Source organism: Enterococcus sp. DIV1059_2 (genome assembly GCF_051713685.1).
GTDB lineage: Bacteria > Bacillota > Bacilli > Lactobacillales > Enterococcaceae > Enterococcus_D > Enterococcus_D casseliflavus.
In genome coordinates, this window is the sequence record NZ_JBIOQK010000001.1 from 978999 (window position 1) to 1004927 (window position 25929).

The following is a 25929-nucleotide window of genomic DNA, read 5'->3' on the forward strand; positions in this document are numbered from 1 at the left end:
CTTGTAAAGGCAGCGAGTTTTGTAAGGAACGTCAATCACAACCGTTCCCAAAATCCCTGCGCAAAACCAGTAATAAATTCGTAGAGAGCCGGCAGTATCACCGAAATACATAAGACGACAAAGACCATTTTCTGAACAGCAGTTAATTGTTTGAGGAAATGGTTTTTTGTGAACAATAAATACGCGATACAGATAACGGCAAGCAGCTGCAATAGATCAAATAAAATGGACAAGAAAATCACCTTTTCTGATTAGATTGAATGGACGATAGAATGATGGATTCTCTTAACATAGAGCAAAGAGTTGAATGATATGGTTCTGAGAAAACGTGAAGATCAACGTTTATAAAGAAACGGTATTTCGACGCCAAAGAATGCGAAGATCCCGCTTAAAAGAAAGTAAGTCAATAAGCCTAGATAAAAAAGGACTTTCCAATTCAATTTCTTTTTCATTCGATCCACTCCTTTTGTGTATCATAGCATAAAAAAACGATAATATAAATAAATAATCTAAAGATGCAAATTTGCATTTTTCAGCAAGTGTAAGCTCTCTCAAGCTACATTTTCGCTATCTTGAAAAACCTGAGCTAAAATAGAAAGAGGAACAAAATCATGGCTCACTTTGATTTTTAAATGAACAACGAGTCGAAAGAAGGAGACATTTCTTTGAAAAAACCATGGATAAAACGCAAAAAGAAGCAAAACGAAAATGAATTATTAACGGAACAGTCCGTTCAAGTCGAGCAAAGTCAAACGAGAGAAGAGCTGCAAGAAGAAGCGGAGTTTACTTCTTTTTTTGCGGATGTCATGAAGCGAATGCCGAAAAAATCGGCTGCCCTTGTGATGAAAGGCTATGACGGATCAAAAGCCCAGGCGGAAAAAGTGTTAGCGAAAAGCAAGGATCAATTTGATCAGGTGTTTGAGGAGTTTTTAGTTGGCGTAGATGATGAAACACGAAAAAAAGCCCACCGCACGATCCATGCGGCTTCTTTGACGGCGGCGATCATCGGCTGTTCACCGATTCCCTTTTCAGATGCAGTGTTACTTGTGCCAGTTCAGATGACAATGATGGCTCGTTTGTATCGTATTTTTGGGCGAACATGGCGTGAAGGGTTAGCGAAAAGTATTTCGAAAGAGCTAGTCGTTGTGAGTTTTGGTCGCAGTGCCGTTGGCAATATCTTGAAATTTGTCCCAGCAGTCGGCACCGTTACTGGAGCTGCAATCAATGCCAGTGTGGCTAGCGGTATTACCGAAGCATTAGGCTGGGTGACGGTCAAGATGCTGAATGATGGGGAAGATGTGTTTGAGCAAGTGATGTCCTTTAAAGGCCAATTTCACACGCTGTTCAATGCGTTGAAAGTTGGCAAGAAATCTAAGTGAAACAAACAGAAGAAGAACGAAGCAGGTCCAGACGACTTGCTTTTGTTGCTTCTTTTTCTTCACAGCAAATAAAAAAATTTTAAGGAGTGAGTAAAAATGAAACAACGAGTGACACGGGAAGAAGTCAAAGAACGGTTGGTCACCGATGCGTATTTTCAAAAAGGTCGTTCCGCTTTAAAGACCCGCCAAACGATTTTGACGATTCTTGCTTGGCTGATGGTCTTGGTTCCCTTTGTATGGCTGGCCATTCCGTTGACGCTGCCGAATCTGGCGGATCGGATCGCCTTTCGGACCTATTTAGAAGAAGCAGTCACTTTCGAATTTCTAGCGTTATTTTTGGGCATTTCTTTTTTGATTTTAGTTCTTACGTTTGCTTTATTAACTTTGAGGAACAACCGCCGCTTCAAACGATTGCTGCAAAAGCAATCGATGCATGATGAAGCTGCCTTGGAAAAACGCAAAGAGTTGCTAGAAGCATTTTACGAAGAACGCTTCGGCACGAAAGAAGAACGCCACGGGGCAAAATACTACGCAGTTGCACCGGAGCAAAACATCGGAGAAACGGAGATTCAAGAACTTTTCCGTAGAAATGGGGTGGGCTGATGGTTGTCAATTTTGATACTGGGTTCCCGTGGTTGGATACATTTTTAACAGTCGTTTTGATGATTCTCTTTACGTATCCAATTTTAGGTGGCTTTGCTTGGTTCATCGGGGTGATCTGCAATCGTTTTTTATTCCGTTATCGACAATTAGAGTGGATACCGATCCCCGAAGAGATCGAGCCGATGATCACGATTATGGTACCAGCTCACAATGAAGAAATCGTTATTGAAGACACGATTCATTATTTAATGAACAATCTGAACTACAGCAATTATGAGGTGTTGGTGACTGATGATGGCTTAACGGATCAAACTCCTGTGATACTAGACCGATTGATGGAACAGTACCCAAATCTAAGAGTGTTGCGCATCGAAAAAAATCAAGGAAAAGCCCATGCCTTTAATATTGGGGTAGGGTTTGCCAAAGGGGAATTGATCTTGAGCAACGATGCAGATACGGTTCCTGAACCTGATGCGTTATGGAAATATGTCAATTATTTCATCCGCCAAGATTCCATCAATATCTCTGCCATTACGGCGAATATGGATGTTCAAAACCGCACAACGATCGTAGGGAAATCACAAACCGTTGAATTTTCAAGTATCGTAGGAATTATCAAACGGACCCAGCAAGCCGTTTTTGGGGTCATCTATGCTTATAGCGGTGCCAATACGATGTATCGCCGCGCGGCATTGATGGACGTGGGGCTGTTTCGACAAAATCGAGCCACAGAAGACATCAGTATTGCCTGGGACCACCAATTCCGAGGTTGGCTGTCTTTATTTGCTTCACGAGTGATGTTTTTCATGGAGGTGCCAGAAACACTCAAGATGCTCTACCGACAACGGAAACGCTGGGCGAAGGGCGGTACAGAAGTATGGCTGACCAACTTTAAAAAGGTCTTTTTGCATCCTTTTGAAAACATTGGTCGAACCGCTATGTTTGTTGATCAAACATTAAGTATCATCTGGTCATTCTTTTTCTGGCTTTCATCTGCCTTGTTTGTCTTCTATCTGATCTATTATGGTGCAACTGGGAATTACGAACGGATCTATCATATGTTTACGATGGCCTTTCTCTTCGTTTGTTTCGAGATGATTGCGGGGGTCATGCAGCTATTTACCAGCCTCTTGGCGGATGATAACCGCAGCAAGCTGAAGTATTTCCGTTTTGCTCCTTTTTACATGCTGTTTTACTGGATGATCAATGCCATAACGATCGTCACTACCTTTATTCCAGCCGTTAAGACCATCCTCGGTTACGGCAGCGGCGTTTGGGTCAGCCCTGAGCGAACGGCGAAAAAAACCGAAGAATCTTAACGAATTCACCTTCCCTGGATAATAAAAACAAGTCTGAGTTTTCTTCAGACTTGTTTTTTTGCCATTAAGGTTCAGAAAGATAGTAAATCTCACGATTTTGGTATGGATAACGAGTTTGCGAAAATTCGAAGGGCCGTCCGTCGGAGAGACGAGCAACTTGTTCTAATTCTAAGATCGGATCATTGGGATCGACTTCTAAATATTTGATATCATAGGAATCTGCTTTGTCGGCACGGATTTTACGTATGGCGGGACCTATTTTGAGATGTAAGGAATCAGTGATATATCGATAGATCGAGTGTTCAAGGATCGCCATATCAATATTGGGAATTGTTTTGATGGGCATGATCGTGTACTCCAATTCAAAGGGTTCGTTATCAACATAGCGCAGTCGTACGATATCATAAACAGGTTCGTTTTCTCGCAAGGACAAGTAATCCATTTCGTTGGCTTCTGGAAAACGTACATTGAAACTAATGATTTTACTTTGCACTTTATGCCGTCCGCCATATCGGTTGACTAGACCGATATACTCATTGATCTGTCCTTGGTAGGTCGCTGAATTGACATAGGTGCCATGACCTCTTTTGGTGGAAATCAGGCCTTCTTGCTTCAGTTGATTTAGCGCTTTTTGGATCGTCATTCGCGAGGTTTGAAATCGTTTGGCTAACGCCGTTTGTTCCGGTAGTTTTGATAAAGCAGGAAAAACTCCTTCATAAATATCCGTCCGCAACTGATCAACGATCTCTTTGTATTTTGTCATAGTCATCACTCCTTATGTAAAGAAATTCATGGACTTGAGTTTTGTTTGAAGGGGATAAAAACAAGGTCTATCACTAAAGAATCCGCTGAAATTAACATGTATAGAAAAAGCTTTACATATGTTTTTGAAAAATTTACATGCCTGTTTCACCTAATTATAATAGGTTTTGTAAGCGAATACAAATGATGGAGGAATCAATTTGAAAAAATTTTACTGGGGAAACAGTGTCAGCAGTATGCAGACAGAAGGTGGTTGGAATGAAGGCGGTAAAAGCTTATCCGTTTATGATATACGGGAAGCTTCGGAACAGGCTAGCGATTGGCATGTAGCAAATGATAACTATCATGCGTATACAGAAGATTTTGATTATATGCAAGATTTGGGGATGAACATGTATCGTTTCCAAATTTCTTGGTCAAGGGTCGTTCACGATGGAGATGGTGCCTTTAATGAAGAAGGGATCGCCTATTACGATCGTTTTATTGATGATCTGTTAGCTCGAGGGATCGAGCCTATGATTTGTTTGTACCATTTTGATATGCCTCTGCATCTGGCGAAAACCTATAACGGGTTCATCAGCAAAGAAGTGAAGGACGCATTCATTCGTTTTGGAAAAGAAATGGTAGATCGTTTTGCGGATAAAGTCCATTATTGGTTAACCTTTAACGAACAAAATCTTTTTCACCAAGACCATGGTTTTAAGATCAGCGGTTATTTAGAAGGGGAAGAAACGACAGAAGAATTGTATCAGATTTTCCACAATGTCATGGTTTGCCATGCAGAAATCTGTAATTATCTTCATGAAACAACAAATGCGAAGATCGGCGGCATGCTGGCGTATTCTGAGGCGTATCCAGCGACTTGTCGTCCACAAGACATCAAAGCAGCAAGAGAGTTTGATGAATTTGCGAACTTTACTTTATTAGATTGCTATGCGCACGGCAAGTATTCGGCAGCACAAGACCGATACGTGAAAAATCATCAACTCAATATGAATATTTTACCTGGGGAATTAGAGGCGATCGCAGCGCAGAAAAATGATTACATTGCCTTTAGCTATTATGCTTCTTCTACCTTGAATGCTGAAAAAATTCCTGAAGGAACGCCGCCGAATCGGTACATGACTTTTGGAAAACAAGACAATCCGTATATTGAAACGACGGAATGGAACTGGCAAATTGATCCGCTTGGCTTCCGTGATGTCTTAAATAAAGTCTATCAGCGGTACCGGTTGCCAGTGTTTCCGATTGAAAACGGGATTGGGGTCAGAGAGCATTGGGATGGCAAAGAACCGATTCAAGATGATTACCGTATTGTCTATCATCAAGAGCATATTCGAGCGATGTTTGAAGCGATGGTGGAAGATGGAGTGGTCTGTCTTGGGTATCTTGGTTGGGGGCTGATCGACATTTTGAGCTCGCAAGGTGATATGGAGAAACGATACGGACTCGTGTATGTCAATCGTGGCAACCATGAGTTGCGAGATATGAAACGTGTACCGAAAAAATCGTATGAATGGTTCAAAGAAGTGATCAAAACCAATGGTAGTACGATCTATACAAACCCATATACAGAATAGGAGGAACAAAAATGGCAGCAGAAAAGCGCACGTTTTTAGATAAATTTACAGAGTTTTCGGTCCGTCTCGGCAATCAGGTTCATCTCAAAAGTCTTCGTGATGCGTTTGCGACCTTAATGCCTGCCTTTATTATCGCAGGGATCGCTGTGTTGTTTAATAATGTCTTCTTTCCATGGTTTTTAGAAGGGGCTGCCTTGGCGCGAATGCAAGTGTTTGGCAATTCCATCACCAATGGAACATTGAATATCGCCGGTCTGCTGATCGCCCCGATGATCGCTTATTTTCTTTGCCGCAATAAAAACAATCCGAGCGCCATCAATGCAACCTTTGTGGCAACGACTTGCTTAGTGGTCATGTTGGCGATGGCTCATGCCGTGATGCCAGAAGGCGCTCAAGCAGAAGTGACCATCAGTGGTGTGATGCTATTTGACGATGTCGGGACCAAAGGGATGTTTTCTGGAATCATTTGTGGGTTAGTTGCCACGGAATTATTTATTCGACTGTCAGAAAACAAGCACCTAAAAATCAATTTAGGGGATCAAGTTCCTCCTGCCGTCAGCAAATCCTTCAGCACGTTGATCCCTGCTATTTTGGTGATTTCCTTCTTTGCCGTAGTTGCGACCGTGCTAGCAGCCTTTGATACCGACCTGATTCAAATCATTTCAACAGTGATCCAAGAACCACTGCGTTTATTGAACACATCGATTTTTGGGTTCTTGATCATCTATTCAACGGGCAATTTTCTGTTTACTTTAGGCATTCACCAAACCGTCATCAATGGCACCTTGTTAGATCCATTGCTGTTAGTCAATATGAATGAAAACATGCAAGCCGTGCAAGAAGGCGCTACGCCACCCAATATCTTAAATTCAGCATTCGTGACGGTTTTCGCACAACTAGGCGGGACTGGATTTACGATCAGCTTGATCATTGCAGTGCTCTTATTCGTCCGCAATTACCAACCTTTTCGGGATGTCGTCAATCTATCCCTAGCTCCGGGTATTTTTAATATCAACGAGCCAATCATCTTTGGTTTACCGATCGTCTTCAATTTACCTATGATCATTCCCTTCGTTGCAAGTCCAATTGTGGCGACGTTGATTGGCTACTTTGCTACCGCAGTAGGATTCATTGAACCGCTTTCTGTGATGGTTCCTTGGACGACACCACCAATTCTTAGTGCATTGTTGGCATCAAAAGGGGATTTTAAAGTTGTTTTGGTTCAAGTGATCATCATCGTCGTCTGTGTAGCAATCTATTTTCCATTTTTAAAAATCGCTCAACGGGTTGCAATCAAATCTGCTGAATTGGAGCGGGCAGAATAAACAAAACAGGATGAATCCTATACTAGAGTGACCTACAAAAGTTAGAACAAAATTCTAACGTTTTGGGGGTCACTATTTTTTGAGGTGATTTTTTACTAAGTTTCTATTTTGAATTTTAATTAAATGGTATACTATCCCAAAAGGAGCGACTATGAAACTTTCAGAAATGCAAAAAGCGATTTATCAAAACAAAATCGATCACCAATTCAATGTCACAAATATTGAAAAAGAGTTTTTGGCTTTATATGGTGAAGTAGGGGAAGCCTTTGACGCGTATCGGAAGCAACAAGAGGTAGGAGAAGAATTGGCGGATGTGGCGATTTATCTTCTTGGGTTAGCGGAAATCCTTTCCATCGATCTTGAAGCAGAGATTCATAAAAAAATGGCCGTCAACCAAAAGCGTCGTTATACGAGTTATGGCAATGGCTATACCAAACGAATCGATAATTGATACACGCACAAAAACTAGTAGATTCCTCGAGTATAGGCCCTTACCGAAATAGAAATGGAAGCAGGAGATAGGATGGAAAAGAATGTAAGCATGCGTGAATTAACCACGGCGGATTTAGCAGAAGTCGTGGACCACTATATTGCTGTATTTTCAGCAGAACCATGGAATGACCAATTGACAGTGCCGCAAATCACCGACTATGTATCATCAATGATGGCAATGAATACTTTTATTGGTTATCGACTAACAGACCGAGCATCGAATGAATTGATTGGTCTTTCATTAGGCTTTATCAAGCCCTGGTATCAAGGAAAAGAGTATGTGATCGATACTTTTTTAATTACTGGCACGCACCAAGGAAAAGGCTTGGGTTCCACTTTTTTAGAAAGGATCAAAGAGGATCTGCTCAAGAAAGAGATCCCAACGATCCTGTTAGATACTGAAGAAAGTATGCCAGCAGCGGATTTTTATAAAAAGAATGGCTTTAAACCGCTACCAGATAATGTGAGCTATTATTTATCTCTAGAATAATAATAGCTTGTCAATAAATAAAAAAGTCTGCGAAAAAATCGCAGGCTTTTTAGTTATGCACAGTTTCAACAGGTTTATCCACAATATGTTGTAGGAACGTGTTTTCGCCTACTAAATATTGGGTGTGTGGTTTTTAGAAAAGGATTTCAAAGAGATTCTTATGGACCAATGAGCGTAAAAGTGAAAAAAGTACTGAAACGCTTATAGAATATAGCAAAATTTATCTAGATGAGAGGCTCTGTTGGTACCGATCAGCTAATTTCTATCATCTTCGCGATAGGTCTTGCGATACTGTAGCGGCGTTAAACCAAATTTACGCTGAAATCTTTTGCTAAAGTAGCTCAAGTGATTGAAGCCAACGTGGTAGCAGATGGTTGAGATCGGTTCATCCGTTTCGATCAATAGGTTTTTGGCTTGAGACAATCGATAATCAATCAGATAGTTGATTGGGGTCAATGTCGTGTATTGCCGAAAAAGGGCGGTACAAGTACGTGTATTGATGGCAGCAGCTTTAGCGATCGCAGGAACCGTTAATGGTTCTTGATAATGCTCATGGACAAATGCCAGCATTAAGTAGATAGTTTCTTTCTTTGGTGAAGCAGGTCTTGCAGCCATTAGCTGTGAAAGGGCAGCTAGAAACAATTCATAGAGAGTAAATCGTTGTTCAATAAGCAGAGGCAGACGCACGGTTTGAACAAATGCTTGATGTTGGGCGGTTAAGGTTAAGCGCCGATAGCTGCGGGTGCGATCGTGGACTAATTGTTCGATCGCTTCTTTAAAAACAGGGTCAGCAATAAAGCCTGAAGAAAAATCAAAGCAGCAATATCGGACGTTTTCTGAAGCTAAAACAGCACCATGGAGTACACGGCTATTAATAATGATCGCCTCATTCTTATTTAGCAAAATTTGCTCGTCGTCAATCGTATACATGAAGCTACCTTCTTCGACCCATACGATTTGCAGCTCGTCATGCCAATGTAGAGGCAATTGGTCGCCACGCTTTTGTTGCAAGCAACGTTGATAAATTGCAAAGGAGCGATTTGTAGTTGTATGTTTGGTCGTTTCTTCGTTTTCTTCTGTGCGTTCAAAGTACATACCGCACCACCTTTTTACAGAATAGTGTTAAAAACAATCAGGATATTGACAAAAGTTCACTATCTGATTCGGTATAATACTAACAAAGTAAAGTGAAAGACAAAAGGTGTTTTTATGAAAAAAACAGTTGGGATTGTTTATGCTTGTTCAGCAGCAGCTTTGTGGGCAGTTTCTGGCATCGCTGGACAAATTTTATTTACGAAATATAGTATTTCAGCAAATTGGCTCGTTTCAACACGATTGGTTCTTTCAGGGTGTTTGTTGCTCAGCATTGGGTTAAAGGATCGCGCCCGATTGATTTCCCCATTTCGTGAGAAAAAGGACTTCATTCAGCTGCTCTTGTTTTCTTTCTTAGGCATGTTTCTCGTTCAATTTACCTACTTTAAAACGATTGAGCAAAGCAATGCTTCGTTTGCAACGATTATTCAATATACAGGACCTTTCTTTGTTTTACTCTATGCCGCGATAGCCAAAAGGCAGCTCCCCTCTTTAAAGACATGTTTCTGGTTATTGGTAACCTTACTTGGTGTGACGGCTGTGGCATCAAAAGGACAGATTGAGCAATTAGCGACTTCCCAATCTGCACTAGGCTGGGGGTTAGCATCAGCGATATCACTAGCTTTTTATTCTATACAGCCGCGTAAACTCTTGCAAAAATATGGGAGTTTACCAATTGTCGGCTGGGGGATGTTGATTGGTGGAGGCTTGGGGAATGTGGTTCATCCAATGTGGCAGATCGATAGTCAACTGAACGTTCAAGTGATTCTTTATTTGCTGGTGGTCATTTTATTTGGAACAGCACTAGCGTACTTGATTTTTTTAACAAGTTTACGCTATTTATCCTCAACACTTGCAACAGTTTTAACAGCAGTTGAGCCACTGCTGGCTGCTTTCTTATCGATCATTGTTTTTCATGATCACTTCACAGTGGTGGAGCTAGTAGGATTTATGGCAGTTATAGGGAGCATCATGTGTTTACAAAAAAAATTGTGAAAAAGACGAGATTCGCCAAAATCGGTGAAGTCTCGTCTTTTTTATAAATCAACAGAAAAAGAAAACGCAGGAGTCTACGCTTTCTTTTTCTGTTCTTCTTTTTTCTTGTCTGTGGTCGGTACGGAATCTAGGGCTTTTTTGAAAATCTCTTCTTTTTTCGTTTTATAGTTATGTTGTCGTTCAGCATACACTTTTTCTTTCGTCTTTGTTTTCATACTCGGTCACCTCTTCCTTTTTTTAAAGTATAGCATGATTTCACAAACTTATGCAAATCCTTGGTTTTCTCCTTGGTATTATAATCTTTTTCGTGAAATACATTGTGAAAATATTTCTTTTGGCAGAGATGAGGGACTTCTCTATTAAGAAATTCGCATCCGGTTGGAAGCGATGTAACAGGATTTCATCTAAGCGTCGATCACACAGCTGGAAGTAGCGTTCTTTTTGAAACAATTTTTTCACAGAATCCCTCGTGTAAAAAAGGAATGATAAATGGGTGGTTTTAGTATCGGTTTTTGAAAAAGGGGATCAGGAAAGAAATGTTATTCAAATAACAGTCTTGTTTTTCAAAAAGTGGGTTTGTTTGCAAAAAAATTCCTGTTTTTATTCGCGAATTAAAATAACGTTGAATGAAATAGCGTTTTTCTGTCGTTTATAGAAATCTTTGTAAATAGTGTGCCATTGAGCAACACCAAAGAGAAAGTGATCAAAAAGAATAACGCAGGAAAATAAATGACACGTTTTATTAAACGCAAATTAAAAAAATACAAAACGAAAACAATATCAAAAAATATTAATTTTTGTTAAAATGGGGTACAGGGGGTGTTTTATTGGAATCTCGGAAAATCAAACGTAAGCGTTTAGTGAAACAAAAACGGTCCCTTTTCGTACAAAAAGGATTGGGTATCACAGCAGCGTTAGCATCGACTTCAGGTGTCTTTACGTCTCTTGCTCATGCGACCGAAACGACAAACGCTTCGTCATCAACCAACACAACTGCTACTCTTGCCAGATCGTCAGCTGAAACGGCGATCAATCGACAATTTAAAACAACAGCTTCACTGAATGTTCGTTCAAATGCTTCAACAAGTGCCTCTATCGTAAGTGGCGTAGGAGCAAATACAACAATCACTGCGGTGGCTCAAAAGAACGGTACCTCAGTGAATGGCAATACAACATGGTATAAGCTATCAACAGGGGGCTGGATCTCAGGTGCTTATGTGAAAAGCACCTCAGGCTCTTCTTCTGCCGATACTAGCTCGTCCAATTCGTCGTCGTCTTCATCGGAAAAAGCAATCTCGAAATCAGTGAAAACGACCACTGCATTGAACGTCCGTTCAAATGCAACGACTAGTTCTAGTGTCGTACGTGGACTAAGCAGCAATGCGACAGTACAAGTCGTTGCACAAAAGAGTGGAACGTCGGTGAATGGCACGACCACTTGGTACAAATTGTCCACAGGTGGTTGGATCACGGCGGCCTATGTCAAAGATGTTTCCAGCAGCTCAACAGGCAATAGTTCTTCTGGCGGCAACACAAGTGTTTCTGCAGAAACGGCTATCAACAAGAACGTGAAAACAACAGCGGCATTGAATGTCCGTTCGAGTGCCTCAACAAGTGGTAGTGTCGTTGGCAGCCTAAGCAACAGCACGACGGTGAAGGTCGTTGCCCAGAAAAATGGCACATCCGTTGGCGGCACCAATGTTTGGTACAAAGTATCGACTGGTGGCTGGATCACAGCGGCATATGTACGTGACGTCACGTCTAGTTCTGGAAATACAAGTAATAACAATAATTCAAACACAGGTTCAAGCAACACCGGTTCATCAAACGGCTCAAACAATGCGAGTGAGCAAGCCATCAATAAAACGTTCCAAACAACCACTGGTATGAATGTCCGCTCAAATGCATCAACTTCTGCAAGTGTAGTCAGCAGTTTGGGCAGCAATGCGACTTTCAAAGCAGTCGCTCAAAAACAAGGAACGTCAGTCAATGGCAATGCCACTTGGTATAAGTTATCAACGGGTGGCTGGGTATCTGCAGCGTATGTGAAGGAAGTCAGTGCAACGACTCCTGGTAACAATAACAACGCAGGCAATACCAATGTTCCGATGAGCGTGAACGGAGCAGCGATCGTTGCAGAAGCTAGAAAACATATCGGCACTCCTTATCAATGGGGAGGCAAAGGACCAGATGTCTTTGACTGTTCTGGGTTTACACGCTACGTCTTCTTAAAAGTGACGGGCAAAAACATCGGTGATTGGACAGTCCCACAAGAAAGCGCAGGGACGATCATTCCTGTCTCGCAAGCACAAGCTGGCGACTTGCTGTTCTGGGGTCAAAAAGGGAATACCTACCACGTAGCGATCGCTACCAGTAATACAAGCTATATCCATGCGCCAAGCACGGGTTATACAGTCACCGAAGCACAATCAGGCTTTTCGACTGCTAGCTTCGCTCTACGAGTGAAATAAATGTTTCATTGAATAGGCAAAGGGTTTGTCCTTTGTTAGAAACGCCCCTAAGAAAGCTGCCATCAGTTTTCTTAGGGGCGCTTTTTGGGTTGGGCGCAGATCTTTTTAAAAGGTGGGGCTTTGCCCTGTTTTTTTGACAAAAAGGCCGATTTGTCAAAATCACTTGTTTTTATTAGTACAAATTTTTGTCAAAAAAAATAGTTACTGATACCATAAAAACGTACCAATATTAGGAGGGATCTACATGAGATATACGAACGGAAATTACGAAGCTTTTGCAAGAAGCAGAAAACCGAAAGATGTCGAAAAGAAAGAAGCCTATATTGTTGGTGGGGGATTAGCAGGACTTGCTGCGGCAGTCTTCTTGATCCGTGACGGCCATATGGCGGGTGAGAAAATCCACGTCCTTGAAGAACTTTCTTTATCAGGCGGTTCATTGGACGGAAAATTCATTCCCCATGATGGATTTGTGACCCGCGGCGGTCGAGAAATGGAAAATCATTTTGAGTGTCTGTGGGATCTATTTCGCTCGATTCCATCTTTGGAGGTGGAAGATGCTTCGGTGCTAGATGAGTTTTACTGGTTGGACCACGATGATCCAAATTCGTCTAACTGTCGGATCATTCACAATCGCGGCCAACGAGCAGCAGATGATGGAGAATTTACCTTGTCTGCTACAGCACAAAAGGAATTGACCCAATTATTTATGACTTCAGAAGATCAATTGATCGGGAAAAAAATCGAAGATGTTTTTGGCGAAGAATTCTTTGAATCCAATTTTTGGCTATACTGGTGTACGATGTTCGCCTTTGAAAAATGGCATTCGGCGATTGAAATGCGCCGCTATGTGTTGCGTTTTGTGCACCATATCGATGGCTTGCCTGATTTTACTGCGTTAAAATTTACCCGTTACAACCAATATGAGTCATTGGTCAAACCACTACTTGCTTATTTGGAAGAACAAGGAGTTGACTTCCAATATGAATGCACCGTCAGCAATATCGATGTTCGGATCGTGGGCGAGGAAAAAGTTGCTCAAAAACTTGTGCTGGAAAAAGCGGGAGCAATCGAAGAAATTCCTTTATCAGAAGATGACTTGGTCTTTGTTACCAACGGATCGATTACTGAAAGTTCCACGCAAGGGGACCATTATACTCCAGCGCCTATCTCAAAAGCACCTGGTGGCAGCTGGCGTTTATGGAAAAACTTGGCGGCGCAATCGCCTGAGTTTGGTCATCCAGAAGTCTTTTATGAAAACTTACCTGAAGAAAGCTGGTTTGTTTCGGCAACCGTGACTTGGCAAAATTTTGATGTGGAACCTTATTTAGAAAAATTGACCCATCGCAAGTTACGAACAGGCAGAATCGTCACTGGCGGGATCATCACCATCAAAGATTCCAATTGGATGATGAGCTTTGCGACCCATCGCCAACCGCACTTTAAAGAACAAAAAGACCAACAAACGATCACATGGGTGTATGGCTTGTTGTCAAATACACCAGGGAACTACATCAAAAAACCAATTGAACAATGTTCTGGACAAGAAATCGTGCAAGAACTGCTTTACCATTTAGGCGTGCCAGAAGCAGAAATCCAACGCATTTCAAAAGAATCAAGTGTGGCAGTTCCAGTCTACATGCCGTTTATCACTTCTTACTTCATGCTGCGTGAACCAGGGGATCGGCCATTGGTTATTCCAAATGGCTCCAAAAACTTAGCTTTTATCGGTAATTTCGCAGAGACTGAACGAGACACTGTTTTTACAACAGAATATTCCGTTCGGACTGCAATGGAGGCTGTTTATCAGCTATTAGATGTGGAACGTGGGGTACCAGAAGTGTTTGCTTCCGCTTATGATCTACGTACTTTGGCCAAAGCTGTCTATTATCTGACCGATAAGAAAAAAATTACGGAAATGGAGCTGCCGTTTATCGAACGGAAACTCTTGGAAGGCTTCGTTAAGAAAACCGAACATACCTACATTGGCGATCTGTTGAAAGAAAACCATTTGATTTAAATAAAACGCAACGACAACGAGGCGAAAGAAGCTGCTCGTTGTCGTTGCGCTTTTTATTTGCTTTTTAGCGCAGTTTGAACGAATCATTATTCCTCAGATAAAATCCGAACTTGGATCTCTGTCAAATAAGCTTGCTCGTTGCTAAGGGTCGTTTCGTGGATCGATCGTTCATAGAAGTAGTCATCGATTTGCCATTGGTGCGTCGCAATCAGCTGCTTGAGTTTTTGATAGAACTGCTTCAATCCTTCGTCATCCCCCTGATAAATGGCGGTTAAATAGCATCCTGCTGGTTTCACGAAGGAAGTCCCTTGCGGCTCTTCTTGCCGCACGTAAACGTAGTCGATGTCTTGCGTATCGTCTTTGTTCGTCCGAATCATAAAACCGTACTCGTTATTCGAAAAAAGATAAGGCTGTGCGATCAAAAGGTCGTAGGCTTGGGTGATCATCTCTGGGATGGAGCTGCCGTTTAATCTAGGACTAAGGGAGAAATATTCCTCTGGCTGTTCCTTCAAGGTGAAGGGGGAAGTTTTTTCTGCAGCCAGGCGCAAATCCGCAGCTTTTCGTTCGATGATTTTTTTGATGTTGGTCAACTGCTGAATTTTTTCATCGATGGTTTGCCGCTTGGCTTCCAATAAGTTTCTCATGGTCTCGGCATCCCCCTGCAGCGCTGTTTGGATCTCTTTTAAGGGCATCGATAATTCTTTCAATGACAGGATCAATCCGAGATCCAAAAGTTGATCAAGGGAATAATACCGATACCCGTTCTCGTCTTTCCTGTTTGGTTGAAATAGCCCAATCTCGTCATAATAGTGGAGTGTCCGAGGATTGATCCGCGCGAAGCGTGCCATTTCCGATACTTTTAATTTGGTTTTCATGAAGCTCCTCCTTGACTTTACAGTTACTGTAAACTTTATACTAAGGATAGTCAACTACTGGGAGGAAGATAGAATGAATAAAAAAGTAACATATCGACCATTTAAACGAGAAGATCTGCCTGCGCTTGTGCAAGTAATTATTGATAGCTGGAACTACGACAAGCAATTTGACAAGAAGACCGCCAAGCACTTTGCTCATGTCTTTTTGTGTTACGAACTTGCCCGTGCGACCTATTCGCGGGTGGCTCTTTTAAATGGTGAAGCTGTCGGCATCTTGTTAGCAGACAGTAAAAGCGGGAAGAAGCTTCATCCAGCGCGCTATTGGGGGGAAACGATTTGGCATGCTGGCTGCTTACTGCTTACGAAAGAAGGGAGAAACACGCTGCTGCATTATGCCAAGGAGGTGGCTGAGTTAAATCAAGCGATGTTGAAAGACTTACAAACTCCTTCTCAGACCGAAGTTGGTTTGTTTGCCGTTAGTCCCAAAACACAAGGATTGGGTGTAGGCAAGCAGCTCTTTACTTCCTTTTTAGCGATGGTCCAGCAGGACAAAACGGCTCCGTTTTTCCTTTATACCGATACCACCTGTAATTTCGGTTTTTATGAGCATATGGGCTTGAAGCGGGCAGCTGCTGTGAAACGCTGGATCAAAAAACCGATTAAGAAGGAAATCGAGTTTTATATCTATACTTCCTAAGAGTGCAGCGATGCACTCTTTTTTCATTGGCTAGTATGGTAAACTGGAAGCAAAGAAGGTCAAGGAAGCTGTTTTCGTTTTATGGAAACGGCGCTTATTTTGGTCGAAAGCGATGGCTCAACCCGCTTTCGTAAAAAGGATGGGGAATGGGAAAGGATGGTTTATTTGGAAAAAAAGCAGATAGGGTTTATTTTAAGTGATATTGATGGGACGATCTTGGATCATAAGCATCAAATCGATCTGGATTTGATTGAAGAAATCAAACGATTGAAGCAGCAAGCGATTCCTTTTGTTTTGGCTTCCGCTCGCTCCCCGAAAGGAATGCTACCGATAGCTCAAGAATTAGGGATAGAAGACTGGCCCTTGGCTTGTTACAACGGTGCCCTGATTGGAGGGTACGATCAAAAGGGCACACTGGTACCGATTTTCAGTCATGAGGTCAAAAAAGCAGAAGCAAAAACTTTGGTTGCGCGCATCAAAGCTGATTTTCCTGGTGTTTCCATCAATGTCTACTCTGGTGATCAGTGGTATTGCGAAAGAGTGGACCAATGGGCACGAGCAGAAGCGGCGATCACCAAAGAGACTCCTGTAGAAACTTCATTAGAACAACTGTTGGCACAAGAAGCTTTTGAGGTTCATAAGTTTCTTTTGATCGGCACAACGGCAGAAATCCAAGCGCTTCATGCTGCCTGCCAGAACGCTGGATTTTTAGAAAGCGCCTTTTACTTATCCAAAGAGAATTATTTGGAAGTCACTCATCAAGCTGTGGGAAAAGATAAGGCGCTAAATGAATTGGCGGCCTATTTTCAAGTGCCGCTGGCGCAAACCTTAGCGATTGGCGATAATTTTAACGACCTGCCAATGATTGCTTCAGCTGGTATTGGTGTTGCGATGGAGAATGCGCCCGAATTGGTCAAAGCAAAAGCTGATTTTGTGACGACTAGCAATACAGACCATGGGGTTGCTGATGCGTTGCGGCAATTTGTCACAGAATAGATAAAAAAACTAGGTTTTTTGAACAAATTGATTGACTTTCATTTCTACTCTCCTTAAACTTTTAGCTATACCTAAAAAGGTAAGTGTTTGTTGGAAAGAAGGAGAAAAATGAATAAGAAGATCGAGAAGACATTGACCAAATTTGCCGAGCCGTTGGGGCTCTCCGTTGATACTTCCACTGGGGTGATTTATGGAACGTATCATAGTTATAAACTTTTTTTAGTTCAAGAGAATAACAATAGTTATTCTCTAGTGGCTCATTTTTCACTTAGCAAAGATGGCGAACTTCCCAACCAAGAAGAAGTCAAAGAAGTTTTAAGTGAGTCAAAAGAGATCATCGACTGTGTGATCCAAGGATATCAAGTTGCCTATACATTACGCGGAGCGATGACTGCAGGGAAAACCGTGGACAAGTTACGTACTGCGTTGGACCAGTTGACGAATTTTTTGAAGACGAAAGGCTTCCAAAATGCTTGTACCTTCTGCGGCGCGGTCACTGAGCCGGTTTCGCTGTATGCGATTGGCGGCGCTCCCGTCATTGCCTGTGAAGCTTGCTTTAAGAAACAACAAGAAGCAGTCCTTGCGCAAGAACGGGAAAAGGGGCAGAAAAAAGAAAATTGGTTAGCTGGAACCGTGGGTGCGTTTCTTGGCTCACTGATTGGTGCCGGCGCAATTATTTTATTAGGACAACTGGGGTATGTTGCTGCATTGTCTGGGATCGCGATGGCGATCTGTGCCATCAAAGGGTATGAATTATTAGGTGGAAAACTCAGCACAAAAGGTATTATTAGTAGTATTATCGTCATGATCATCATGGTCTATGTCGGGAATCGTATCGACTGGTCGATCAGTGTAGCAAATTATTACACGGACGTTGATGTCTTCTATGCCTTCCGTATTTTACCTGATTTGATTCGTGAAGGATATTTGGAAGCGAGTCAATATTACGGGAACTTAGGTCTGGTCTATCTCTTTACGGCGATTGGGGCTGTGCCAACTATTATCGCTACGGTACGAGAGGGGAAAGTGACGCGTCAAAGCTATAAAATGGAGTAATCCACGTTTCTATCCAAAGATAAAAAAACACAAAGTGAGATCTTTTTCGCTTTGTGTTTTTTGTTTTTGTGTCATAAATAATAACATGCAGTGTTAACATAAAAAATAAATAATAATAAAATGAGAAAAATAGCTTGCTTTTATAATTAATATTTATTAAAATCTTATTTACATTCAGAGTTTTGTAATAATTCTGAAAATTTTGGATTTTCATAAGGGGTAGGTAAGATGAAGAAAAAATGGGGATATGGTGTCGTCGCTGTTTGTGGAATCGTATTAGCAGGTTGCTCAACAGGAGGGACATCAAGTACAGGTGAAAGTTCAAGTGGTAGTGGGACAGCAGCTGCCGAACAAATTTTTAATGTTGTGGTTCAACAAGAAATGCCGAGTGCCGATCTATCCTTAGCCACCGATACGATCAGTTTCAGTGCTTTAAATAATGTGTATGAAGGGTTGTACCGCTTAGATGCTGATAGTAAGCCCGAACCAGCAGGTGCCGCCGAATTAGCGGAAGTCAGTGAAGATGGTCTGACCTATAAATTGAAACTACGAGAAGATGCCAAATGGTCAAATGGAGAACCAGTAACGGCAGCGGATTATGTGTTTGGTTGGCAACGCACCGTAAGTGCGGAAACAGGTTCTGAGTATGCGTACTTATTTGCGCCCGTAACCAATGCCGAAGCGATAACAGCAGGTGAAAAAGATGCCTCAGAATTAGGGATCAAAGCAGTCAGTGACTATGAATTAGAAATCACGCTGACGACACCTACGCCATACTTCCAATACTTATTGGCGTTTCCATCCTTCTTCCCACAAAGCCAAGCAGTCGTAGAAGACAACGGCGATCAATATGCTTCAACAAGCGACAATGCCGTTTACAATGGACCCTTTGTGTTGGCTGGCTTTGATGGGCCAGGAACCGATACAGAATGGTCATATGAAAAGAACGACCAATATTGGGACAAAGAGACGGTGAAACTTGATACCATCAATGTTAGTGTCGTAAAAGAATCATCGACCTCCTTGAATCTATTCCAAGATGGGCAAGCAGACGACGTCATCTTAACAGGAGAATTGGCACAGCAAATGGCCAATGATGAAGCGTTTGTGTCAGAACCATTAGCCCGTACTTCCTATATCGAGTTGAATCAGCGCGAAGAAGATTCGCCATTCCGCAATGAGGATCTGCGTAAAGCAATCTCTTATGCCATCGATCGTGATGCATTAGTGACATCGATTTTAGGGGACGGTTCATTGGCTTCCACAGGATTGATACCAAAAGGAATGACCTTTAACCCAACTGATAATACTGATTTTGTCGATGAAGCGGAAAGTGTCATTGAATACGATCAAGAAAAGGCCAAAGAACATTGGGAAAAAGCCAAAGAGGCGTTAGGAATCGATTCCTTAAGCTTTGAAATTTTGGCTTCTGATACAGATTCAACCAAAAAGGCCATTGAGTATATTCAAAGTGCGATCCAAGACACGCTGGATGGGGTGAAAGTTAGCCTAAGTCCTGTTCCTTTCTCCGTTCGTTTAGATCGTTCAAACTCAGGTGACTTTGATGTCGTCATGGGTGGTTGGGGAGCTGACTATGCGGATGCTAGTAGCTTTACTGATTTGTTTGTTACCGACAATTCCTACAACCGCGGTCGTTGGACAAGTGAGGAGTACGATGCAGCAGTGAAATCGTCTGCCACGACAAACGCTGGCAATCCAGATGCTCGCTGGCAAGATTTGTTAGATGCAGAGAAAATCATTATGGATCAACAAGGGGTCATCCCTGTGTACCAAAACGTTGAAGCTCATTTACGTGCACCAAAAGTAAAAGGGGTCGTATCACACGGTGCTGGTGCGCAATATGACTACAAGTGGGCAGTTATTGAAGAATAAGCGCCTAAAGAAGAAACTGGTTTTGCGTGAGCAAGCCAGTTTTTTTTGGGCTTTGTTCTTACTTACACAATGTTAGTAATGAGAGCGGATGCAATTGTTTATAAAAAAACAAAAAAAGTTGGCAAGGGATCAACGATCGACTTGCCAACCTCGTTTTTTGTTCATCTATTTCACAGAAATCCAGTGAAAGATTATTCGCTAACTGTTACGTCACCTGTTACAGAAGCGCCATCTTCGTCAAGTGTTGCTGAATCTTGGAATTCTTTTGAAGTGAATGTTACGTTACCTTCAACTTTTGCACCGTTCAATACAAAGCCGTTAGCATTCACTTCAACGTCACCTTTGATTACACCGTGAACGATGTTGAAGTTTTCTGAGTTAACGATCAATTTAGGAACAGTTACTGTGTATTCAGCTGTTACGTTGCGGTCTTCATCTTGTGAGTACAATGCAAATTTACGGTAGATATCAGCAGAGTCGTCACCTTTGTCGTGGAATTCGCCATCAACGGTTACATCGTTATCAAATGTCATGTCGCCAGTTACAGCAACGATCCAGTTACCATCTGCGCTCAATGCTTTTTCGATCACTGAAGTTTGGTCACTGATAGAAGCAGTTGAAACAACGTCATCTGATGATTCAGTTGATGCAGCAGTTGAAGCTGCTGTTGATGATGATGAGCTTGCAGCTGTATCGTTATCTGAACTACATGCAGCTAAAAGAGTGCCTCCCATAAGCAATGATGCAGCGATTAAAGTGATTTTAGTTTTTTTCATGTTTCCTTCTCCTTTGTATTCCCATAGTTTTCTTAAAAACAAAATGATTATACCATACCGAGGTGAAGTTTGTGAAACAAAAAACATAAATGAGGAGAAATTTAATAAATAGCAGCCTAGGATTAAAAAAATTTCAAATTCACAGATGGGAGAGGTAGGAAAATTTCTGTAGGATAAAAAAATCGTAGGTGGTTTATTGACAAAGATTAATGCTAAAATTTGAAGGAAGCTATAGTCTGAAAAGGGGAGGAGGAAAAAGAATGAGTAAAGCTGAGTTTATTGTGGAGGATTTATTAAGCAAAATCTATCAAAAGAAGAGCAAACCCTCCCAAAAAATTCTTTCAGAAAGAAATCTTGCGGAAAAATATGAAGTATCGCGAAATACTGTTAGAAAAGCGTTAAAAAAATTGATCGATATAGGTGTTTTGGAAGCTGTCCCTAAAAAAGGTTATCTAATCAAGAAGACAAAAGTAAACCCAAGCTTGATCTACAGCTCGGTAACTGAAAAAAAATCGAATCAAATAGAATCAAAAGTCCTTTTATTAAAAGAACGAGAAATGACAAAAAGAGAAGCGAATATCTTTGATGCCCAATTGATTGGATCTGTTTGGGAATTGAAGCGTTTACGCATTCTTGATCAAAAGGTAACGGAGATTCAAGAGTCGATTTTTCCTAAAAAAGTATTTCCTTATTTTGATGAAGAGATGGGGAAAGGTTCGATTCAGAAACTATTGATTGATGCTGGTTATTATATCTCTCATAGTTTGACGAGTTTTGAAGCAGTAAATCTCTCGGAGCAAGATGCGCAAGTCTTTCATCTTAAAAAAAATAGTGCTGCAATGAAAGTCACCAGCCGAACGATTACTACTGAGGGGCTGATCGTTGAGTTAACTTCAAGAATTGCTGTAGATTATAAAGGGACTTTCCGTTTGCCATTTAATAAAGAAACCTTCGATTTTCGACATCAACAAGATAAACTTTATGATTTTTGATTTTTCTGGTACTTTTTATAGATGGATTTCTATCTTTAAAAGGTACCAGATTTTTTGTAAAACCTTTTTAAATCAAAAATTGTAAGCCTTTTTATAAAATTGTGCTTTTCTTTTTCTATGATAAATTTTAGCTATCAAGAAAGAGGAGTGATAGTTATGAGCAAAGGATTTCCCGACAAGTTTTTATTTGGCGGAGCCATTGCAGCAAACCAAGCGGAAGGAGCCTACCAAGAGGGGCTCAAGGGATTGGGGATCTGCGACATTTTACCGGTGGGGAAAGAACGATTACTGACGATTGATCCTCAGTTAAAAAAAGATCACTATTATCCTTCCCATAAGGCAATCGATTTTTATCATCATGTTGAAGAAGACATTGCTTTGTTAAAAGAAATGGGTCTACAATGCTTTCGTTTTTCGATCAACTGGGCGCGACTTTTTCCACGTGGCGATGAGAAAGAAGCGAATCAAGAAGGAATAGACTTTTACCATCGCTTGATTGATGGACTACTAGCTGCCAAGATCGAACCAATCGTGACCATCTCTCATTATGAAACACCATTATTCTTGGCGACAGAATACGGTGGCTGGAAAAATCGGCAACTGATTTCTTTTTTTCTCAATTATTGTGAGGTGATTTTTTCAGAATATGGTAAAAAGGTCACTTATTGGATGAGCTTTAATGAAATCAATAATATTGTAAAAATTCCGTGGTTTGCGGGCGCTTTAAGAACGGAGGAAGACGAAAATCCTGCACAAGCACAATATCAAGCAGCTCATCATATGTTCGTTGCCCATTCTTTAGCAAACAAATCATTGAAGAAGATAAATCCTAAAGCAAAAATGGGCTGTATGCTTTCACTTAGTGGGGTGTACCCTGATACGCCCAATCCGAAAGATATATTTGGTAGTTATGAGTTTCGCAGAAAATCTTTGTTTTTTTCAGACGTGATGATCCGAGGGGCCTATCCAGCATATTCTAAACGATTATTTGAAGAGTTATCTATCGATCTTGAAATAGAAAAAGGCGATTTAGAAACGATTCAATCCTATACGAGTGATTATTTAGCATTCAGTTACTATTTAACGACAGTCTACTCTCATGATTTAAAGATGAAGACGGGAACTGGCGGTCCACAAGGGAAAAAAAATCCCTATTTAGAAACTTCGCCTTGGGGCTGGCAAATTGATCCTTTGGGATTGCGGTATGTTTGTAATGAATTGCATGATCGCTATCAAATTCCTTTGATGATTGCTGAAAATGGCCTCGGCATGGAAGATCACATCGACGCTAATGGCAAGATTATCGATAAAGAACGCCAAAACTATTTAAGAGATCATTTGCTTGCCTTATCTGAAGCCATCCATGATGGCTGTGAAATCCTTGCTTATACGTGGTGGGGAATCATAGATATTGTAAGTGCAGGCACAGGAGAAATGAATAAAAGATACGGTTTTATCCACGTAGATGTTGATAATGAAGGGAACGGAACATTTGAGCGTCGCAAGAAAGACAGCTTTGCGTATTACAAAAAAATAATCGAACAAAATAATAATCTAGCTGATATGTAGGAGGGGAAATTATGTCTTTTTTTGATTCTTTTGCGAATAAAATCGGCCACACTGCCGAAGCGATCAACCAGAATAAATATCTTTACAGTATTAAAACAGCCTTTACCGTTTATATGCCATTTATTATTGTTGGCTCGTTCGCAACTTTATTTAACACCATTCTTTGTTCTGAAGAAGTCGGTTTGGCGCAATTTGCAGCTTTTTCTTTTTTAAGCGCTATCGGTCCAGCTTTTACAGCAATTAATTATGCAACTATGTCGACGATGAGTATTGCCATTGCCTTTTTGATTGGGAAAATTATTGGGCAAAGAAATGGTGTGGATGAAAACTATAGTGCGTTAGTAGCAGTTGTTTCATTTTTGACGATCGTGCCACAAACGATCGTAACAGTGGTGGAAGGAATGGAGGACATTTTAACCAGTGGTATTGCAACAACAAGTATCAATGCACAAGAATTGTTTGTAGCGATGCTGATTGCTACTCTTTCAGTAGAACTTTTTTCTTGGTTAATGAAAAAAGAAAAATTGAAAATCCGAATGCCAGAAAGTGTACCAAGCGGAATTGCTCGGTCTTTTAATTCTTTGATACCAGTACTACTCGTTCTTTTAGTATTTTCAATTATTAGTACCGTTATTTTCAATTGGACGGGCAATTATTTAAGTGACATTATCTATAATACATTGCAAGTACCGATGCAAAAAGTGATGCAAAACGGTCCTGTTGGAATCATTTTATTGGCTTTTGCTTCAGCCATTTTTTGGGTCTTTGGTCTGCATGGCAATATGGTGATCATGCCTATCTTAAGTCCATTGGCGTTAGCAGGTCTTGCAGACAATATTGCGCAAGTTCAAGCAGGAGAAGCTGCTACAAATCCATTGACCATGACATTCTTTCGAGTATATGTGGTAATGGGTGGGGCTGGAGTGACGATTGCCTTGATTCTCTCTTTACTGGTTTTTTCAAAAAGAGAAGATCAAAAACTCATTTCAAAACTAGCTTTGATTCCTGGGATTTTCGGTATCAATGAACCGCTAGTCTATGGATTACCAATCGTTATGAATCCAATTTTCGCGATTCCATTTATCCTTTCGCAATTGATGGCTACCGTTGTTGCTTACATTGCTACAGTGACCCAGATTATTCCAGCAGCTAGTGTGGAAGTGCCGTTTGGATTGCCCTTATTTGTCAATGCGTTTGTAGGTTATCAAAGTTTTGCGGCCATTTTGGTTCAAGTAGTTATTTTGGTGCTAGCCTTTTTGATCTATACACCATTTGTTTTAGCTTCGAACCGTATGGGAGGTAGCGAAACGGGCAACAAATAAGCAGATTTTTCCTATAAAAAACAAACACACGTCCAGTCATGTGAGCGGAAGCTTCTTTCCGCTATCGGCTGTGCGTGTGTTTTTTGTGCTACATGCGCTTTCGATCAGTCAACTGCTTGAACTTAGGTATAATGTCTTTTCTTTTAGCTGCTTGTAATAGTGAATGAAACTATCTGGCTTCTTACCTTCAAATGAGAACAGTTCGCTAATCACTGTTTCATTCTCTGAAATAAGCTGGAAAATGCAAGAAGAGCGGTATGTTCCCTACCCTTTGATTATTTTCTTCGGTAAAATGAAGAATAATGATTCATTTGCAGAATAATTTGACAAGAAGGAGGGGTTGGTTTCGTTTTACTTACAAATCTTTTTGTTTGCAGTACTGATGATCTTAGGCTTTGTCTATCACCACCTGTCTTACTCCGTACCAGAATTGATCCTATTTCTCTTGTGTATTTTTATCAGCATACGGTTTCTTCGAAGCTGGTATTTGAGCATTTATCGCAACGCTCGTTTTTTTAAACATTATGGCCGATTCCTTTACTTGTCAAGCCTGCCTTTGCTAGTGACGCTACTGCATCTCTTGATTTTACTGAATGCTGCATCTTGGGATGTTAAAGGAATTTATATTTATTTTTATATTTTCATGGGAATTACTTGGCTGGCTTTAGGCTTAAACGGTGTTTTGCTGGCAGTCGAGTTCTCCTACAGAGATGATGCATTACTAGGCGAAAATAAAGGCGCAGTTGCAGTGCTTGCCGGTGCTCTTGTAGGTATCGGCGTAATTTTTGCTGGCGGTAATATTGGTGATGGACCGGGATGGTGGACGATCGTTCTTGCTAGTGGAATTGGGACGGTGCTATGGCTGTTACTGCTTCATCTTTTTGACACAAGTACGCAAGTCATCACGAAAATTGTCAGAGAACGTACTTGGCCTAGCGGCATACATCTCGGCAGTTATTTGGCAGCTTCTGGACTGATTTTTGCACGAGCATCTGGAGGGGATTGGGTCTCAGCAGTCGCTACCGTGACCGACTTTTCAACTGCTTGGCCAGTTTTACCATTGTTTTTTACAGCCGTGTGTTTTGAATATTTCTGTTTTCAAAAAGCACATGCGAAAAACAACGTGAAAAGATTTGCCTTGATCGCCAAGCTCGTCGGCGCTCTTTATCTGCTGTACAGTGTGGCTGTCATATCGCTGCTTCCATCCATTTTTTAGGAGTTGATTTT

At 41.2% G+C, this 25929-nt stretch carries 23 protein-coding genes; 18 read left to right on the forward strand and 5 right to left on the reverse strand.

Features of this window, described 5'->3' with window-relative positions:
- The first annotated feature begins 632 nt into the window (after window positions 1-632).
- The 3 genes from IGI72_RS04660 to IGI72_RS04670 all read left to right on the forward strand — a co-directional run bounded on the left by IGI72_RS04660 (window position 633) and on the right by IGI72_RS04670 (window position 3301).
- A complete protein-coding gene (locus IGI72_RS04660) occupies window positions 633-1379 on the forward strand; it encodes a YcjF family protein (protein ID WP_017144502.1) in 747 nt (248 codons plus the stop codon).
- Window positions 1380-1475: 96 nt separating this feature from the next.
- Window positions 1476-1982, forward strand: coding sequence for a hypothetical protein (locus IGI72_RS04665; protein ID WP_015509138.1), 507 nt, complete (start codon window positions 1476-1478; stop codon window positions 1980-1982).
- On the forward strand, window positions 1982-3301 hold the full coding sequence (locus IGI72_RS04670; protein WP_438753297.1) for a glycosyltransferase family 2 protein: 1320 nt from the start codon (window positions 1982-1984) through the stop codon (window positions 3299-3301). Before IGI72_RS04665 ends, IGI72_RS04670 begins: the two co-directional genes overlap by 1 nt.
- A gap of 64 nt (window positions 3302-3365) precedes the next feature.
- Here IGI72_RS04670 and IGI72_RS04675 read toward each other — a convergent pair whose 3' ends face one another.
- Window positions 3366-4064 carry a GntR family transcriptional regulator gene (locus IGI72_RS04675; protein ID WP_332283285.1) on the reverse strand — a complete coding sequence of 233 codons (699 nt, stop codon included), beginning with the start codon at window positions 4062-4064 and terminating at the stop codon, window positions 3366-3368.
- 199 nt (window positions 4065-4263) lie between these two features.
- Here IGI72_RS04675 and IGI72_RS04680 point away from each other — a divergent pair, with 199 nt between their 5' ends.
- From IGI72_RS04680 to IGI72_RS04695, 4 genes are all read left to right on the forward strand, one after another.
- Entirely contained in the window at window positions 4264-5643 is a 1380-nt protein-coding gene (locus IGI72_RS04680) for a glycoside hydrolase family 1 protein (RefSeq protein ID WP_332283286.1), read from the forward strand.
- An 11-nt stretch (window positions 5644-5654) separates the two neighbouring features.
- The gene (locus IGI72_RS04685) at window positions 5655-6968 is read left to right on the forward strand and encodes a PTS sugar transporter subunit IIC (protein ID WP_016620624.1); all 1314 of its coding nucleotides are present in this window, start codon (window positions 5655-5657) and stop codon (window positions 6966-6968) included.
- Between the two features lie 151 nt (window positions 6969-7119).
- Window positions 7120-7419 (forward strand): MazG-like family protein, encoded by a 300-nt coding sequence (locus tag IGI72_RS04690; RefSeq protein WP_332283287.1) that lies wholly within the window; start codon window positions 7120-7122, stop codon window positions 7417-7419.
- 72 nt (window positions 7420-7491) lie between these two features.
- Window positions 7492-7950 carry a GNAT family N-acetyltransferase gene (locus IGI72_RS04695; protein WP_005225310.1) on the forward strand — a complete coding sequence of 153 codons (459 nt, stop codon included), beginning with the start codon at window positions 7492-7494 and terminating at the stop codon, window positions 7948-7950.
- Window positions 7951-8205: 255 nt separating this feature from the next.
- On the opposite strand, the gene IGI72_RS04700 is transcribed toward IGI72_RS04695, so the two are convergent.
- Window positions 8206-9045, reverse strand: coding sequence for an AraC family transcriptional regulator (locus IGI72_RS04700; protein ID WP_332283288.1), 840 nt, complete (start codon window positions 9043-9045; stop codon window positions 8206-8208).
- A gap of 114 nt (window positions 9046-9159) precedes the next feature.
- On the opposite strand from IGI72_RS04700, the gene IGI72_RS04705 reads away from it, so the two are divergent.
- Window positions 9160-10038 (forward strand): DMT family transporter, encoded by an 879-nt coding sequence (locus IGI72_RS04705; RefSeq protein WP_118214739.1) that lies wholly within the window; start codon window positions 9160-9162, stop codon window positions 10036-10038.
- A 74-nt stretch (window positions 10039-10112) separates the two neighbouring features.
- Here the strand turns inward: IGI72_RS04705 and IGI72_RS04710 are convergent, their stop codons facing one another.
- Window positions 10113-10253, reverse strand: a complete 141-nt coding sequence (locus IGI72_RS04710) for a hypothetical protein (protein WP_005237363.1) — start codon at window positions 10251-10253, stop codon at window positions 10113-10115.
- 612 nt (window positions 10254-10865) lie between these two features.
- Between IGI72_RS04710 and IGI72_RS04715 the strand changes: the two genes are divergently transcribed.
- The gene (locus IGI72_RS04715; RefSeq protein ID WP_332283291.1) at window positions 10866-12509 is read left to right on the forward strand and encodes an SH3 domain-containing protein; all 1644 of its coding nucleotides are present in this window, start codon (window positions 10866-10868) and stop codon (window positions 12507-12509) included.
- Between the two features lie 244 nt (window positions 12510-12753).
- Window positions 12754-14526: an oleate hydratase gene (locus IGI72_RS04720; RefSeq protein WP_008377255.1), complete on the forward strand. Its 1773-nt coding sequence runs from the start codon at window positions 12754-12756 to the stop codon at window positions 14524-14526.
- Between the two features lie 86 nt (window positions 14527-14612).
- Here IGI72_RS04720 and IGI72_RS04725 read toward each other — a convergent pair whose 3' ends face one another.
- Window positions 14613-15401: a MerR family transcriptional regulator gene (locus tag IGI72_RS04725; protein ID WP_332283293.1), complete on the reverse strand. Its 789-nt coding sequence runs from the start codon at window positions 15399-15401 to the stop codon at window positions 14613-14615.
- Window positions 15402-15474: 73 nt separating this feature from the next.
- On the opposite strand from IGI72_RS04725, the gene IGI72_RS04730 reads away from it, so the two are divergent.
- From IGI72_RS04730 to IGI72_RS04745, 4 genes are all read left to right on the forward strand, one after another.
- Entirely contained in the window at window positions 15475-16098 is a 624-nt protein-coding gene (locus tag IGI72_RS04730) for a GNAT family N-acetyltransferase (RefSeq protein ID WP_375353941.1), read from the forward strand.
- Between the two features lie 156 nt (window positions 16099-16254).
- Complete coding sequence (locus tag IGI72_RS04735) at window positions 16255-17094, forward strand: Cof-type HAD-IIB family hydrolase (RefSeq protein WP_375354784.1); 840 nt, start codon at window positions 16255-16257, stop codon at window positions 17092-17094.
- 108 nt (window positions 17095-17202) lie between these two features.
- Window positions 17203-18150 (forward strand): hypothetical protein, encoded by a 948-nt coding sequence (locus tag IGI72_RS04740; protein ID WP_060792887.1) that lies wholly within the window; start codon window positions 17203-17205, stop codon window positions 18148-18150.
- 228 nt (window positions 18151-18378) lie between these two features.
- A complete protein-coding gene (locus IGI72_RS04745) occupies window positions 18379-20043 on the forward strand; it encodes a peptide ABC transporter substrate-binding protein (protein WP_016610573.1) in 1665 nt (554 codons plus the stop codon).
- 191 nt (window positions 20044-20234) lie between these two features.
- Here IGI72_RS04745 and IGI72_RS04750 read toward each other — a convergent pair whose 3' ends face one another.
- Window positions 20235-20819, reverse strand: a complete 585-nt coding sequence (locus IGI72_RS04750; protein ID WP_010747631.1) for a polymer-forming cytoskeletal protein — start codon at window positions 20817-20819, stop codon at window positions 20235-20237.
- Window positions 20820-21028: 209 nt separating this feature from the next.
- Between IGI72_RS04750 and IGI72_RS04755 the strand changes: the two genes are divergently transcribed.
- From IGI72_RS04755 to IGI72_RS04770, 4 genes are all read left to right on the forward strand, one after another.
- Window positions 21029-21811, forward strand: a complete 783-nt coding sequence (locus IGI72_RS04755) for a GntR family transcriptional regulator (protein WP_428212236.1) — start codon at window positions 21029-21031, stop codon at window positions 21809-21811.
- Between the two features lie 156 nt (window positions 21812-21967).
- Entirely contained in the window at window positions 21968-23380 is a 1413-nt protein-coding gene (locus IGI72_RS04760) for a glycoside hydrolase family 1 protein (protein WP_225001336.1), read from the forward strand.
- 11 nt (window positions 23381-23391) lie between these two features.
- Window positions 23392-24702: a PTS sugar transporter subunit IIC gene (locus tag IGI72_RS04765; protein WP_438753305.1), complete on the forward strand. Its 1311-nt coding sequence runs from the start codon at window positions 23392-23394 to the stop codon at window positions 24700-24702.
- Window positions 24703-25042: 340 nt separating this feature from the next.
- Window positions 25043-25918 (forward strand): hypothetical protein, encoded by an 876-nt coding sequence (locus IGI72_RS04770; protein ID WP_375353943.1) that lies wholly within the window; start codon window positions 25043-25045, stop codon window positions 25916-25918.
- Window positions 25919-25929: the final 11 nt, after the last annotated feature.

Excerpts from the sequence above, each read along its gene's own strand:
- IGI72_RS04660 (WP_017144502.1), top strand. The coding sequence starts at position 633 with ATGAACAACGAGTCGAAAGAAGGAGACATTTCTTTGAAAAAACCATGG.
- IGI72_RS04665 (WP_015509138.1), top strand. The coding sequence starts at position 1,476 with ATGAAACAACGAGTGACACGGGAAGAAGTCAAAGAACGGTTGGTCACC.
- IGI72_RS04670 (WP_438753297.1), top strand. The coding sequence starts at position 1,982 with ATGGTTGTCAATTTTGATACTGGGTTCCCGTGGTTGGATACATTTTTA.
- IGI72_RS04675 (WP_332283285.1), bottom strand. The coding sequence starts at position 4,064 with ATGACAAAATACAAAGAGATCGTTGATCAGTTGCGGACGGATATTTAT.
- IGI72_RS04685 (WP_016620624.1), top strand. The coding sequence starts at position 5,655 with ATGGCAGCAGAAAAGCGCACGTTTTTAGATAAATTTACAGAGTTTTCG.
- IGI72_RS04690 (WP_332283287.1), top strand. The coding sequence starts at position 7,120 with ATGAAACTTTCAGAAATGCAAAAAGCGATTTATCAAAACAAAATCGAT.
- IGI72_RS04695 (WP_005225310.1), top strand. The coding sequence starts at position 7,492 with ATGGAAAAGAATGTAAGCATGCGTGAATTAACCACGGCGGATTTAGCA.
- IGI72_RS04700 (WP_332283288.1), bottom strand. The coding sequence starts at position 9,045 with ATGTACTTTGAACGCACAGAAGAAAACGAAGAAACGACCAAACATACA.
- IGI72_RS04705 (WP_118214739.1), top strand. The coding sequence starts at position 9,160 with ATGAAAAAAACAGTTGGGATTGTTTATGCTTGTTCAGCAGCAGCTTTG.
- IGI72_RS04710 (WP_005237363.1), bottom strand. The coding sequence starts at position 10,253 with ATGAAAACAAAGACGAAAGAAAAAGTGTATGCTGAACGACAACATAAC.
- IGI72_RS04720 (WP_008377255.1), top strand. The coding sequence starts at position 12,754 with ATGAGATATACGAACGGAAATTACGAAGCTTTTGCAAGAAGCAGAAAA.
- IGI72_RS04725 (WP_332283293.1), bottom strand. The coding sequence starts at position 15,401 with ATGAAAACCAAATTAAAAGTATCGGAAATGGCACGCTTCGCGCGGATC.
- IGI72_RS04730 (WP_375353941.1), top strand. The coding sequence starts at position 15,475 with ATGAATAAAAAAGTAACATATCGACCATTTAAACGAGAAGATCTGCCT.
- IGI72_RS04735 (WP_375354784.1), top strand. The coding sequence starts at position 16,255 with ATGGTTTATTTGGAAAAAAAGCAGATAGGGTTTATTTTAAGTGATATT.
- IGI72_RS04740 (WP_060792887.1), top strand. The coding sequence starts at position 17,203 with ATGAATAAGAAGATCGAGAAGACATTGACCAAATTTGCCGAGCCGTTG.
- IGI72_RS04745 (WP_016610573.1), top strand. The coding sequence starts at position 18,379 with ATGAAGAAAAAATGGGGATATGGTGTCGTCGCTGTTTGTGGAATCGTA.
- IGI72_RS04750 (WP_010747631.1), bottom strand. The coding sequence starts at position 20,819 with ATGAAAAAAACTAAAATCACTTTAATCGCTGCATCATTGCTTATGGGA.
- IGI72_RS04755 (WP_428212236.1), top strand. The coding sequence starts at position 21,029 with ATGCTAAAATTTGAAGGAAGCTATAGTCTGAAAAGGGGAGGAGGAAAA.
- IGI72_RS04760 (WP_225001336.1), top strand. The coding sequence starts at position 21,968 with ATGAGCAAAGGATTTCCCGACAAGTTTTTATTTGGCGGAGCCATTGCA.
- IGI72_RS04765 (WP_438753305.1), top strand. The coding sequence starts at position 23,392 with ATGTCTTTTTTTGATTCTTTTGCGAATAAAATCGGCCACACTGCCGAA.